Source organism: Paenibacillus sp. Marseille-Q4541, from assembly GCF_018310695.1.
Classification (GTDB): Bacteria; Bacillota; Bacilli; order Paenibacillales; family Paenibacillaceae; genus Paenibacillus.
This window is the reverse complement of sequence record NZ_JAGXCY010000062.1, coordinates 1-13,959: the sequence shown is the minus strand read 5'-3', so window position 1 is coordinate 13,959 and position 13,959 is coordinate 1. Positions and strand designations below refer to the sequence as shown.

Sequence of the window (13,959 nt, the reverse complement as noted above, 5' to 3'; positions counted from 1 at the left end):
GCATACTATATATAGTTGTGTTGTTTTTTTATGCACTATATATAGAAAGGGATGGTGAGATGGAAATCGAAGAGTTTCAAAAATGGATTAAAGAATATTATCACAACCGTGGTTGGTCCGATTTGAACATTTTTATTCGAATTGGATTTTTGTCTGAAGAAACCGGAGAAGTGGCAAGAGCGATCCGAGCCCTTGAGATTGGAAGAGATCGTCCAGATGAAAACGAAGTTTCATATGAAGATAGAAAAAATGAGCTGACGGAAGAACTTGGGGATGTCCTAGGTAATTTAATCATAATCGCCAACAAATATGAAATTAATTTTAAAGATATTTTATATGCTCATAAAGAGAAGCTATCTAAACGATATGCGGAAGAGTAAATTACATAAGGAGGCAATGTATTGTGAAAATTCAAAGTATCGCCGTATTTTGTGGTTCGAGTACCGGTCATGATCCTGTCTACATGGAGACAGCAAGACTTCTAGGGGAACGTTTGGCTAATGAAGGGATTACTTTGGTATATGGTGGATCGAAGGTAGGATGTATGGGGGCAGTTGCAGATTCATGTCTTCATGCGGGAGGGAAAGTAATTGGTGTAATACCAGAGAAACTTAAAAATGTTGAAATCGCACATACGGGCTTAACCGAGATCCACGTTGTTACGACTATGCATGAGCGTAAAGCGAAGATGGCCGATTTAGCAGACGCTTTTATAGCATTACCCGGTGGTGCCGGGACACTAGAAGAATGGTTTGAAGTATTTACATGGGCACAACTTGGATATCATCAAAAACCTTGTAGTCTTTTGAATGTGAACTCATTCTACGATCCATTAGTTACGATGTTACAGCATACCATCACAGAAGGCTTTATGAAGGAAGCCTACTCCGATTTAATCATCCATGAGACGACGATAGATGATCTGTTACAATCTCTTCTTAACTATTCACATCATTATGAGGACAAATGGGTGTCTAAATAATCTTTTAATAAAGAGAAGCTGGCGAATAGTATAGCCAGCTTCTCTTTATTTTTCTTAGTGTATCAGTAGGGCTAATTCTCACGGGAATTCAGCAGCGATTGGCTTTAGGATCAATGTAGTAATGGAAGATATTCAATTCTTATGAAATATTCAAGGCGGCATCTCGTAAGTTCAAATTGAACTTACGAGATGCCTTTACTATTGCTCTACGCTAAAAAAGGGAAAGCGTTCTAAATTTCTTTTATTCCAACTTCCCAAGTCAGACAATTACTTTGAATTTTGTCACAATTAGGTTGATTGAATAGCCATAGTGAGCTATATGGTAAACCACCCCTTTTCTGTAAACTATGAATTGTGAATTTAGCTTGTCATAAATTGAAGGGGGAGGAATGAAATGAATAATAGTATGGTTGGCACCATACCTGATCACTTTGTAATAAATTCAGGAGGAGTCATGAGCTGGGTGTATACAGATTTATGAAAAAGGAGTGCTTACAATTAATAAATGTTAAACAGAGTAAAGCTTTTCTTCTTGGTACGCTCATTCTGATTATTTTGTGCATTACAATTTATGACCTTGATCCATCCATTGCTGCTGCTTCTAGTTCTGCTGACCAGAACTCCGCTACTCCACTGCAGCCCCTTATTGATGAGGCGAGTGAAGGCTCTGTTCTCTTTCTCCCTGAAGGAGATTATGCTGGCCCTATCATTGTAGACAAAAAAATTACCATTGTAGGGAAAGGAAAAGTAAATGTCATCAATACAAAAAACAAACCTGCTATAGAGATTTCCGCAAATAATGCTGCATTAAAAAACTTATCGATCAGCCATACATATCAGGGTAGGGAAGCTGGAGTTCTTGTAAAAGCAGACTACGTTATCTTAAAGGGCTTAACCATTCACACAGAAGGGTATGGCATCATGCTTCGCGATGCTCATTATAATCTCATTCAGAATAATATCATTAGAGGAGCTCAAGTGGAGTCGCTAGAAAACGTAAATAAAGGTAACGGAATTGATCTCTACCAATCCAATCATAATGAGATTCAGAATAATCAGATTTCTTATGTAATGGATGCTATTTACATCGAGAATAGCCAATATGCCAATGTTGAATCTAATCAGATTGGGAAAGTACGATATGCAATTCACTGCATGTACGTTAATCGTTCTTCTGTCTTAAACAATGTGGGGGAAAACAATGTCACAGGTGCTATGGTGATGGGGGTTAAAAACTCTACCATATCAGGGAATACCTTTCGAAAACAGGATGGGAACGTGAATGCCCAAGGCATGTTATTGTTTGATGTACAAGACTCGTTGATTGAGAACAATACATTAGAAGGAAATAGAGTTGGAATCTACATTCAAAATTCATCTAATAACCAAATAAACAAAAATGCGGTTAACAAAAATTTCGTAGGTATTCAATCACTTAGTAGTAAAGACAATGTGATTGAATTTAATGATTTCATATCAAACGTTATTGAAGCAGTTGCAATGGAAAGTATGAATAACAAAATGCAGTACAATTACTGGGATTCTTTTCAAGGTATTGACGTAGAAGGGGATGGGCATAGTGACGTCTCGTATCATATCAATCCTTTTTATCAAAATTTAGTGCAACGTAATTCATCCTACCAATTGTTTTTTCAATCCCCTGGTTTGTCCTTTCTAAGTGACATGTTTACACAGGACAAAAATACATGGTCAAGGGATGAGTCACCTTCAATGCACATTAATAATCAAGCTTTCATCAAAACTAGTGAATCTAACGCAAAAAGTGGATTTGTTTTCATTACAGGTATATTGCTGTTCGTCAGTGCTATTTATACTATTTTATATTTGGGGGTAAGACGTTCATGAAAAACTGGAAAATGGGTCTAATAACAATCATTATAATTATTTTAACGGCTTGTGGAAGTAATAAGTATGAGGCTGTAGCAATTAACGAAGAAGTTGATATTTGTGTAATATGCAATATGCAGGTTAAGGATGACGCTTTTGCTACTCAGTTAACGACAAAAGACGGTAAAAACTATAAATTTGATGATATTGGTTGTATGAATGAATGGAAAAAACAAAACGGCACTGAGAATATCGGAATGGATTATGTGCGAGATTATAACGACAAAGAATGGATTGAATTCGATAAAGCCTTTTATGTCTATGAAAAGTCGATCCGCACACCGATGGCTTATGGGATTGTTAGCTTTAAGGATAAGAAATCAGCAGATACTTTTATTGAGGAACAAGGCATTGGAACAATTCTGACCGCAGCAGATTTAGCAAATCATGAGTGGCTTCAGAATGAAGAGATGATGAATATGGATATGTCAGATGAAGGACACAGTCACGAGATGACAGATGACTCCGTGCAAAATCATGATATGAACGAGGACTCAGATCACAACGAATGAAAGAACAGGAGCAGTGGTCATGAGAAACATGGTTCAAATAGCAAGAAGAGAGATAAAAATGGGATTCCGTAACCCTTGGTCCTACTCATTTCTTACTCTCTTCACTATTTTTAGTTTAAGTTTAATGTTGATTCATTCTCAGAACATCGTAGAAGGCTATTCGGGGGTCACCGGTTCTATGTTAACCCTTGTCTTATATCTTTTACCTCTCATGACGCTTTTTATAGGTTCATTTTCGTTAACAGGGGAAAAAGAAGACGGGAGCTGGAAACTACTTTCAACATATCCGATAAGTACCCTTTCCTTTATCTTAGGAAAGTATGTCGGTATCTCAGCGGTATTACTAACCATCGTCGCATTTGGGTATGGATTGATGGGTGTCATTAGTGGTTTGACTGACAATAGTATAGCTTTCAAAACGTTCTTTCTTTTTATTATTTTTTCTGCGGGTTTAATTCTGCTTTTCTTATCTCTAGCGTTAATAGTAGGATCATTATCTAAAAATCGCTGGCAGGCACTCACGATTTCTGTTTCAATATGGTTTTTTACTGTTATCGGTTGGCAGACTTTGCTTATTGCCTTTTTAGGGTTGCTACCATATTTGTGGGTAAAACCTGTTCTTATAACGTTGACCATACTAAATCCGGCCGAACTCATCCGGTTATTTGTGGTCATTAAGCTGGGAGGCGGAGCAGTGTTAGGACCCGAGTATTACAATTGGGTTCAGTGGATTCAGCAACCAAGCGGGACAGGGATATTCGTTTCCATTGTCTTGATTTGGATCACCTTTTCTATTGCGATAGTATACTGGATTTGGGAAAGAGGTAGATCCCATGGATGAATTATTGAAAGTATCTCAGTTAACTAAGTATATAAAAAAACAGTGTATTGTAGAAAATCTCTCTTTTACTCTTTCATCAGGCCATGTTCTTGCGCTTTGTGGCGGTAATGGAGCAGGTAAGAGTACTGTTTTGCGATTAATCACTGGGGTTTCCCAGCCGACTTCCGGAGAAGTTACTGTAAACCATATAAATAAGAAAATGAATGAAATGGAGTATGCTAGGCAGTTAGGATACATGCCTGATGATTATCAATTTCAACAGGGACTTACGGCATATGAGAACCTGTCATTTTGGGCATCCTTGCGACGAGTGCCGAACAATCGAATTAATGAGGTTCTAGCCCTGGTTGGTTTGGAAGAGAAAAAGAATAAAAAAGTAAATACGTTTTCTAAAGGGATGCGTCAACGTATTTTATTTGCTCAAGCGATTTTAGGAAAACCTGAACTATTAATTATGGATGAACCTACAAATGGGTTAGATCCTTATTGGATGAAGGAGTTTGCTCAGATATTGTTAGAGATGAAAAAAGACGGACAGACAGTCATCTTCTCAACTCACCAACTTGATATAGCAGAAGAAATAGCGGATCGAGTCATTTTTTTAAACAAAGGAAAACATGTAGGAGAGGGTCCTGTATCTCATTTCAGGGAACAATATGGCTCACTTTCCGCTGCATTTCATCATAGCCTTGGAATGAAATGAGGTCGTAAATTGAAATATCCCAGTAATCGAGTACGTAATTCTGTTACGATAATGATCATTTTTTTAGGAGTTGTTGCTATATTTTGGGCTGTCATGGAAACAGCGGAAATCAATAAAGCACGTTCCCTTGAGGGGAAGTTTAAAGTTGGAATGACCGCTCCTAATTTTGACGTGAAAAATATGAAAGGTCATGAAGTAAAGTTATCCGATTATCAAGGGAAAAAAGTGATTATGAACTTTTGGGCTTCTTGGTGTGAACCTTGCGTTAGAGAAATGCCGATCATTTATGACTTCTATCAATCAAGAGACGATCATATCGAAGTCTTATTTATTAATGTTGGAGAGTCTAAAGGAACTATAAACGAGTTCTTAACTCTTCATCATTTTGATTTTCCAGTAATTATAGATGCCACCGGAACTCTATCAAAACGATATCGTATCAGCGGTTTACCTTCTACTGTCATTATTAACAAGGAAGGAAACCTTGATCAAGTCATTACAGGGGAGCTTTCGGATTCAGCTTTATTGGAATCTTGACACAGCAGTAACCCCCTAGATTCTAAATCTAGGGGGTATTATTTTTTATTCTTTTAATGATGTTTACCGCTTTGGTATGTTTCAGACCTCCGATCGTACCATTAGGCTTGACGTTTCCACCATATCAGAAACTCCGTAAACACAATACTGCAATACCATTACATACAATGAGCCCAATGATTTGATTAGACAGACCATATTCTAATCCTTTATGAAGTGTAATTCCCCAGGTCATTAATTTTTCATCAATCAGCTTATAATTTTCATAGTGATAGTCTGCAAGCACAGCGCCAGAGTAGGCTACTAACAACAATATACTTTTGTTTTCCAAGGCAACTCATGACTCTATAAACTTGAATTTTAGCCTTATGACAAATAATATTAATCAATAGACATATTTAGGATAAGGGAAGTGAGTTAGATAAAATGCATCAGCTACATACAATACGAAAGGTTCAAGAAGAGGAGAGTAGTCAGGTCATAGAGTTTATGATGAAGATACGTAAAGAAATCTTTCCTATGTTATCCCAGGATGAACTTCCACAAGACCTGCTCCATTTTAATGAATACTATACCAGGCAGGAAAGTTCAGCGATTTTCGCTGCTATTATTGAGGATGGAACCGTGGTAGGAACTATCGGGATTTATCAATATGATGGAAGATTTGATCAGTTACAGGAGTTCTATCATCATAGTAGAACGGCAGAAATCGTAAAGTGCTATATTGATCCTCAATATAGGCGGTTAGGATTAGGGTCTATATTATTTAATCAAGCTTTACGTTTTTGTAGAGAAGCTGCATATGAAAAACTCTATTTGCATACCCATCCGTTTCTTCCGGGTGCGATCCCATTTTGGAAGTCGAAGGGCTTTGAAGAAAGGTTAGCTGAGGACGATCCGATATGGAAAACCTTGCATATGGACATGCAACTATGATACACAGATATATGGTATTAAATTAACTGCGAAGAGGGAGCACACGAAGTGAAAAAAATTCAAAGGAATATGATCTTATCTATCTGCTTACTAATGATTTTCGTAACTGGCTGTCAGGGAGGTAGTGGATCAGCAAAAGAACAAGGTACACGTGATGAAATCGTATATGCGAGTACAAAAGACATAAGAGACATAAACCCTCACTTATATAGTGGAGAAATGTCTGCCCAAAACATGGTGTTTGAATCGCTTGTTATAAATACCGACGAGGGTGTAAAACCTGCGTTAGCTGAGAATTGGGAGATTTCAGAAGACGGATTAGAATATACTTTTCATTTAAGAAAAGATGTTACTTTTACGGATGGAGAACCTTTCAATGCAGAGGCTGTCAAGTTAAATATGGATGCGGTCTTAGATAATAAGGAGCGTCATGCTTGGCTTGATATGGTGAACGAGATCAAAGAGAACGTGGTAGTTGATGAATATACATATAAACTTGTATTAAAGCATCCATACTATCCAGCACTAACAGAATTAGGACTTACTCGTCCCTTCCGTTTCATTTCCCCTAAATCTTTTATAGGTGGAAAGACGAAAGATGGGGTTAGCAGTTATGCAGGAACTGGGCCTTATATTTTATCTGAACATAAAGAAGGACAATATGCTGTATTTACCGCTAATCAAAACTATTGGGGAGCAAAACCAAAAGTGAACTCCATTAAGTGGAAGGTTATGCCAGACCCACAAACGATTCTACTTGCACTTCAAAAAGGAGAAGTTGATCTGATCTTTGGGGCTGACGGAGATATGATTGATATTGACTCATTCAAAGCATTAGAAGAACAAGGTGAGTATGAGACAGAAATAAGTAAGCCAATTGCTTCGAGAGCAATTCTATTAAACTCGAATAAGCCAATCACAGGTGATGAAAAAGTTCGTGAGGCGTTCCAATACGCAATTGATAAAGATTCCATCGCAGATGAGATTTTAAATGGGTCTGAATCTGTTGCAGATACATTACTTTCACCAACGGTTCCTTATAGTGATGTGAATTTAGCAGTGAGAAAGTATGACCCAGATCAAGCGAACAAACTTTTAGACGAAGCAGGTTGGACAATAGGTAAAGCCGATTATCGATATAAGGATGGGAAAAAGTTAGAGCTTTCCATCTACTATAACTCGGATAATGCGCAAGAAAAAACAATTAGTGAATTCATCCAAAATGATTTGAAAAATATAGGGGTAGATTTAAAAATAATTGGCGAAGAAAAACAAGCATTTTTAGATCGACAAAAGTCAGGTGAATTTGATCTGATGTACTCCTTATCGTGGGGGACACCATATGACCCTCAGTCTTACCTGTCTTCTTGGAGAATCCCAGCACATGGTGATTATCAAGCACAGATCGGTCTGGATAAAAAAGAATGGTTAGATGATACGATTACTGCTGTGATGATTGAGTCGAATGAGGAGAAGCGTAAGGAGATGTACACTGAGATTCTCACTTATATACATGATGAAGGTGTGTATATTCCGCTTACTTATTCACGTACAAAAGCGGTCCATGTTCCCGAGTTAAAAGGTGTAACATTTAATGTTTCCCAATATGAGATACCATTCGAAAAGATGTATTTCGAAGAATAATAATTAAAGGTGGAGGAGGCAGATTTAAAGATCTGTCTTTTCCATTATTCAGGGAGAATCAATAGATGGGAAATTACATTATAAAAAGATTGCTGAGCATGATACCAATCCTAGTAGGCATATCGTTTTTATCTTTTATCTTGATCAATCTTAGCCCAAGTGATCCAGCAGAAGTAGCACTTCGTGTCAATGAAGTAACGCCGACAGCAGGGGCAGTAGCAGAAATGCGTACTGAACTTGGCCTAGATAAGTCATTTATAGAAAGATATATAGGTTGGTTTACAAATAGTTTGCATGGTGATTTTGGTAACAGTTATATTACGAACAAGCCGGTTAGTAACGAAATGAAACTAGCGATTCCAGCAACTCTTCATTTAGCATTGGTGTCGCTCTTGATCATACTTGTCGTTAGCATTACAGCGGCTGTACTGTGTACCGTTTACGAGGGGACGATAATCGATCGACTCATAAGAGGTATTGTATTTCTATCTGAGGCGATCCCTAGTTTTTGGATTGGATTACTACTCATGTGGTTATTCGCTGTAAAGTTGAACTTGTTACCGACGAGCGGGATGGAGTCGCCAGGTTCTGTAATTCTTCCAGCAGTTACCCTTTCCCTCGCCTATATCTCCACTTACGTAAGACTTTTGCGTAATAACATGGTACAGAATAAACTTGAAAATTATGTGCTCTACGCAAGGGCTCGTGGTTTAAAAGAACGAAAGATACTTCAGCATATTTTTAAAAACTCTCTTCAATCCTCGATCGCTGCACTAGGAATGTCTATTCCAAAGCTAATCGCAGGTACCGTAATTGTGGAAAATATTTTTGCGTGGCCAGGAGTAGGACGCTTATGTATTACCGCAATATTTAATCATGATTATCCGATTATTCAAGCATATGTCCTTCTTATGGCGGTGTTATTTGTAGGTTTTAATCTGCTCGTAGATATCATTACTATGTTATTAGATCCAAGAATAAGAAAAGAGGCTTAACGGTGGGGGTAATAAACAGATTTAAAAAAGATCGTCTTGCTATGGTATGTATGGGTTTTTTATTTATTGTGATGATAGCAGGGGTGTTTGCACCACTTATTGCACCGCATAGTCCGATAGAAATGAATATAAAAGAGAAATTTTCAGGAATAAGTATGACGTATCCACTCGGCACAGATCAGCTCGGCCGTTGTATTCTCTCAAGATTACTGTACGGTATTCGCACCACTGTTTTTACTTCTTTATTAGCAATGGCGGTAACGATTTTCATTGGCACGTTGCTTGGGGTGATTGCCGGAATTTCACGTGGTAAAGTGGATGAAATGATGATGAGAATATGTGATATTTTTTTATCTTTCCCGAGTGAAGTCATGATTCTTGCAATCGTGGGTGTGATGGGTCCGGGTTTGTCTAATATAATTTTAGCAAGCATTATCGCCAAATGGGCTTGGTATACTCGAATGATTCGTACCATTATTATAAAGTACAGAGACAAAAATTATATTCAGTTTGCTAAAGTATCAGGTTGCAGCACAGGTCATATTGTGAGAACACATATTTTACCTGGGGCAGCCGGAGAAATCGCAGTTTTAGCTACTCTTGATTCTGGATCTGTCATATTAATCATTTCAGCTCTCTCTTTCTTGGGATTAGGAGTACAAGCTCCCACACCTGAGTGGGGTATGATGCTAAATGAAGCAAAAAATGTGATGATTGTTCATCCATATCAAATGCTGGCTCCCGGAATTGCGATATTATTAGTCGTAGCGGCATTTAATTTCGTGGGGGATAGTTTACAAGATGCATTCGACACGAAGCGTGGAAATAAGATGGGGTGACATCAATTGAGTGTGTTAGAAATAATCAACTTAACTATTACAGATGAACGAAAAAATGAAGTCATTGTGAAGGATGTGAATTTTACGTTAGAACGTAATGATTGTCTCGGTATTGTAGGAGAAAGTGGCAGCGGCAAATCAATCACTTCAAAGGCAATATTAGGACTAGTACCATCTTGGCTAAAGGTAACAGGCACTGTTCAATTTGATGGCAAAGATTTAGTACAAATGAAAACCAAAGAGATCCGGAAAATTAGAGGCAAGCGAATATGTATGATCCTACAAGATGCAATGTCTGCGTTTGACCCTTTATATACAATAGGAAGTCAAATGATCGAGAGCTTGTGTGAAAACCTCGAAATTTCGAAACAAGAAGCAGAATTACTATCCATTGTTGAGCTGGAGAAGATGCGTATCAAAGAGCCTGCGCAAGTTCTAAAAAAATACCCGCATCAACTTTCAGGCGGTATGCTTCAGCGCTGTATGATTGCCATAGCGATGGCGGTTAAGCCTGATATTATTATTGCAGATGAACCTACTACTGCACTTGATTCCATAAATCAAAATGAGGTTGTAACCGAGTTTGAGAGACTGAGAAGTGAACTAGATACCTCAGTGATTTTTATTTCTCATGACCTTGGCGTTATACAAAGATTAGCACAAACGGTACTTGTCATGAAGGAAGGAAAACAAGTGGAATATGGAAAAGTGGAAGAAGTGTTTTTACGACCGAAACATGAGTATACGCGGTTTTTAATTCACACGAGAGTGCAATTAACGAAGTCCTTTTCAGATGCGATGAGAAAGGATCATATATGATGCTTGAAGTAAAGAATGTTTATATAAGCTATAAAAAAACGGGGAATCGTTTTAAAAAAGAAAAATTGAATGTTATTAATGGGGTCTCGTTTTCTATACGAGCAGGGGAATGTGTAGGTTTAGTTGGAGAAAGCGGCAGCGGAAAAAGTACACTAAGTCGATTAATATTAGGTATTGAAAAAGCGGATCAAGGTAGCATCCTTATTGAAGGTAAAGAGGTATCGAATTGGATCAAAGCCAATAAGGGACAAATGAGCGTCGTTTTTCAAGATTATACTTCATCTGCGAATCCGCGCTACAAAGTAAGCGATGTAATAGGCGAACTACTTCATGCCTTTGGGAAAAAGGAAGGGATTAAAGATAAAGTGGAATCTTTAATAGAAAAAGTGGGGCTCCCTTTATCGATTGCAAGTCGTTATCCACATGAATTAAGTGGTGGACAATTACAAAGGGTGTGCATCGCTAGAGCGATTAGTGCAAATCCTAAACTATTAGTTCTCGATGAAGCTATTAGTTCCTTGGACGTTTCTACACAGTCTCAAATCATGGAGTTAATCTACAATCTTAAAGATAGCATGAATATGACGATTCTTTTCATTGCTCACGATCTGCAAGCTGTAACACATTTGTGTGATAGGGTCATGTTTTTACAGAATGGTCAAATCATAGAACAAGTTGCATCCAGCAATCTTTCAGAAGTTCAAAATGAGTACGCACAAAGACTGCTGCATTCGGTTATTCAATTTAACGCGTAATCCGTATAGCGTAAGAGTCGTTTACTATATCAGTCATCTTAAACCGTTGATCTTTAACATAAGATTAACGGTTTTTTTGTTTTTTCATGAACCGGTTAACCGAGCTAACGTCTAGGTTTGTGGAATGGTGAAAAAGGAATCCAGATCCTTATCACGTATAAGTATAGAAAGGATAAATAGAACAGAGGTCATTACTTTATTCCAGGGGGATATACATGAATAAAACTTCCAAGTCAGAAAAGGAAATAAAAATCAATCCTGCTCAGTTACAGTCACTATTACAGGGGATTGAACAGAATGACTTGTTACAGTTAATATCGTGGGAATGCGTTCCACTTGGAGAAAACAAGCAAGAAAGTTCGGTTTTCAGGGTGTTATGTACTATTAATCGCTATTTAGGACCAAATAAAACGCTATGGGATACAAGATTTCAAAATTTAGATAATAGAAACGTATTGGTTTGTTTTAAACCTGAGACAGTGGTAGTTCGAGATCAATCATTTATAACAGTGATATAAAATTTAACCATCCTCTGTGGAATACGAGATAGGGAAGTGTTCACGTTGTTGTAGCAAGTACCAAATTGGGTAAAGGACAGGAGGGGAAATTAGTCCTGATTTGGATCATCCTCAACTAAACTGCATGGGAGATGGACTTCATGAAAAATGTATTCGTATTAGGTGGGACTGGATTTCTAGGTTACTTTACTGTTAAAGAATTATTGAAACGGGGATATAAAGTATCAACTATATCGCGTCATTCTATGCCAACAGAGGATCTTTTGCCTCGTGAAGTGGAGTACCGAGTAGGAGATATCAATGACATGTCAGATGAAGACATTCAGGAAATGCTAAAGGGCGTCGACGGATTTATATATGCTGCCGGTGCGGATGAACGGACATTGCCTGAGGCTCCTGCGGTGAAATTTTTCTATGAGGCAAACGTACTTCCTACTCAGCGTATCGCCAGATTAGCTAAACAAGCAGGTGTGAAAAAGTTTGTATTACTGAGCTCGTACTTTGCACATTTTGCGGAAGAGTGGTCCGATATTCCTTTAAAACATAATGCTTATCCCCGCTCTCGAATGCTACAGGAGGAAATAGCATGTATGGAAGGTCAGGAAGGGATGGATGTAATGAGTATTCGATTACCTTACATTTTTGGTGTGATGCCAGGTCGAATACCGCTGTGGAACATGTTTGTAACTAAATTGAAAGATCAGAAAGTTGTTCCAGTACTTGGAGGAGGTACAGCAATGGTCACTGCGCAGCAGGTTGCAGAAGCGACTATTGGGGCGATGGAGCACGGTGAACATTGTGGCAAGTATTCCATTTGTGGTCTGAACATGAAGCATAGCGAGTTTCACCAAATGGTAATGAATGCACTGGGACAAAAAGATAGTAGAGTAAAAGTTGTCCCACTAGAGCAGTTGAAGCCAGCTATGGAGCGGATAGATGAAAAAAACGCTGAAGCGGGTAAAGAGCAAGGTGTTCACATGAGCATGATGGCAGAGATTCAGAACCGAGATGCTTATCTAGATCCAGCAGATACTATGCCAATTCTGAAGTATAATGAATATGATATCCGCAAATCAATTGAGGAGACACTCCGCAAATGTGTTCAAGAATAGTTCGAATGTAAAAAAAGACTCTCATTCCGTATTTACGAATGTGAGTCTTTTTTGCTTACATATCTATCGTTCGGTATAAATTAACAGAAAATACTCACTATCGATTTTGAAACTTGTACGTAAGTGGGGTGTGACAGGAAGTAAAGCACACACTTCAACAATTTATGGAAGAGTGTTAAAATTAGAGCAAAATTCGGAGTGAGGATAAAATATGAGTAGTCGTAAACAAGCATTATTAGAAACTGCACTTGCACAATTTATTGAACATGGGTTTGCAAATACAACGATACAGATGATTTTAGACCAATCTGGCGTTTCAAAAGGAACCTTTTATAAATTTTTCAACTCGAAAGACGATTGTTTCTACGCCATTTTAGAACAGCGAATGCAAGAAGACATCGTCATTAGAAAAGAACTTGAAAACAACGATTATGCTTCCGACTTCGATTTGCTAGTGGATCAGATTGCGGTCCCAATGACTTTACCTAATAAAGAACGTGTGTGGGAGTTATACTGGTCTGGCTTTTATTCGGGTGAGATCAATTCATCTAATCTAGCTTACCTTCAGTTAAAGTGGTTATCGGAACGATTCATTCAGGTTTATGGAGCAGAAATTAGTATGTATGCTAACGAGGGCGCGATCCTATGTTATGGGATGCTGCACCAAATTGCCAATACTTGGAGAAGCTTTAATACAGAGAAACCTAATTGGCATGAAATCGTCCCCAAAATTTTGACTTATATTGAAATAATACTAAGAACGATGCATCAAAAAAATGAACATATTTTTGATTTGCAAACATTCACTTTCTTCAATTCAAACCATAATATAGTATTTAAAGATTGTAATAAAGAGGC

At 37.9% G+C, this 13,959-nt stretch carries 16 protein-coding genes; all 16 read left to right on the top strand.

Features of this window, described 5'->3' with window-relative positions; translation table 11 throughout:
* The first annotated feature begins 59 nt into the window (after positions 1 to 59).
* The gene (locus KFT32_RS26505; protein ID WP_211750344.1) at positions 60 to 380 is read left to right on the top strand and encodes a MazG nucleotide pyrophosphohydrolase domain-containing protein; all 321 of its coding nucleotides are present in this window, start codon (positions 60 to 62) and stop codon (positions 378 to 380) included.
* A gap of 29 nt (positions 381 to 409) precedes the next feature.
* Entirely contained in the window at positions 410 to 982 is a 573-nt protein-coding gene (locus KFT32_RS26500; protein ID WP_211750343.1) for an LOG family protein, read from the top strand.
* A 477-nt stretch (positions 983 to 1,459) separates the two neighbouring features.
* Entirely contained in the window at positions 1,460 to 2,848 is a 1,389-nt protein-coding gene (locus KFT32_RS26495; protein WP_211750339.1) for a right-handed parallel beta-helix repeat-containing protein, read from the top strand.
* Positions 2,845 to 3,402: a nitrous oxide reductase accessory protein NosL gene (locus KFT32_RS26490; protein ID WP_211750338.1), complete on the top strand. Its 558-nt coding sequence runs from the start codon at positions 2,845 to 2,847 to the stop codon at positions 3,400 to 3,402. Before KFT32_RS26495 ends, KFT32_RS26490 begins: the two co-directional genes overlap by 4 nt.
* Before the next feature lie 19 nt (positions 3,403 to 3,421).
* Complete coding sequence (locus KFT32_RS26485; RefSeq protein WP_211750337.1) at positions 3,422 to 4,243, top strand: ABC transporter permease; 822 nt, start codon at positions 3,422 to 3,424, stop codon at positions 4,241 to 4,243.
* On the top strand, positions 4,236 to 4,946 hold the full coding sequence (gene ccmA, locus KFT32_RS26480) for a heme ABC exporter ATP-binding protein CcmA (protein WP_211750336.1): 711 nt from the start codon (positions 4,236 to 4,238) through the stop codon (positions 4,944 to 4,946). Before KFT32_RS26485 ends, ccmA begins: the two co-directional genes overlap by 8 nt.
* A 9-nt stretch (positions 4,947 to 4,955) precedes the next feature.
* Entirely contained in the window at positions 4,956 to 5,483 is a 528-nt protein-coding gene (locus KFT32_RS26475) for a TlpA family protein disulfide reductase (RefSeq protein WP_249436161.1), read from the top strand.
* A gap of 426 nt (positions 5,484 to 5,909) precedes the next feature.
* A complete protein-coding gene (locus KFT32_RS26470) occupies positions 5,910 to 6,419 on the top strand; it encodes a GNAT family N-acetyltransferase (protein WP_211750335.1) in 510 nt (169 codons plus the stop codon).
* A gap of 48 nt (positions 6,420 to 6,467) precedes the next feature.
* On the top strand, positions 6,468 to 8,063 hold the full coding sequence (gene nikA, locus KFT32_RS26465) for a nickel ABC transporter substrate-binding protein (protein WP_481856371.1): 1,596 nt from the start codon (positions 6,468 to 6,470) through the stop codon (positions 8,061 to 8,063).
* A 65-nt stretch (positions 8,064 to 8,128) separates the two neighbouring features.
* Positions 8,129 to 9,058 (top strand): nickel/cobalt ABC transporter permease, encoded by a 930-nt coding sequence (gene opp1B, locus KFT32_RS26460; protein ID WP_211750334.1) that lies wholly within the window; start codon positions 8,129 to 8,131, stop codon positions 9,056 to 9,058.
* A gap of 2 nt (positions 9,059 to 9,060) precedes the next feature.
* Complete coding sequence (gene opp1C / locus KFT32_RS26455) at positions 9,061 to 9,897, top strand: nickel/cobalt ABC transporter permease (protein ID WP_211750333.1); 837 nt, start codon at positions 9,061 to 9,063, stop codon at positions 9,895 to 9,897.
* Positions 9,898 to 9,909: 12 nt separating this feature from the next.
* The gene (locus tag KFT32_RS26450; RefSeq protein ID WP_349304961.1) at positions 9,910 to 10,716 is read left to right on the top strand and encodes an ABC transporter ATP-binding protein; all 807 of its coding nucleotides are present in this window, start codon (positions 9,910 to 9,912) and stop codon (positions 10,714 to 10,716) included.
* Complete coding sequence (locus tag KFT32_RS26445; protein ID WP_349304960.1) at positions 10,713 to 11,471, top strand: ABC transporter ATP-binding protein; 759 nt, start codon at positions 10,713 to 10,715, stop codon at positions 11,469 to 11,471. Before KFT32_RS26450 ends, KFT32_RS26445 begins: the two co-directional genes overlap by 4 nt.
* A gap of 215 nt (positions 11,472 to 11,686) precedes the next feature.
* Positions 11,687 to 11,989 (top strand): hypothetical protein, encoded by a 303-nt coding sequence (locus KFT32_RS26440; protein ID WP_211750331.1) that lies wholly within the window; start codon positions 11,687 to 11,689, stop codon positions 11,987 to 11,989.
* 140 nt (positions 11,990 to 12,129) lie between these two features.
* The gene (locus KFT32_RS26435) at positions 12,130 to 13,101 is read left to right on the top strand and encodes an NAD-dependent epimerase/dehydratase family protein (RefSeq protein WP_211750330.1); all 972 of its coding nucleotides are present in this window, start codon (positions 12,130 to 12,132) and stop codon (positions 13,099 to 13,101) included.
* Positions 13,102 to 13,312: 211 nt separating this feature from the next.
* Positions 13,313 to 13,959 (top strand): TetR/AcrR family transcriptional regulator (locus tag KFT32_RS26430; RefSeq protein ID WP_211750329.1); only part of this gene is annotated, 647 nt, incomplete at its 3' end.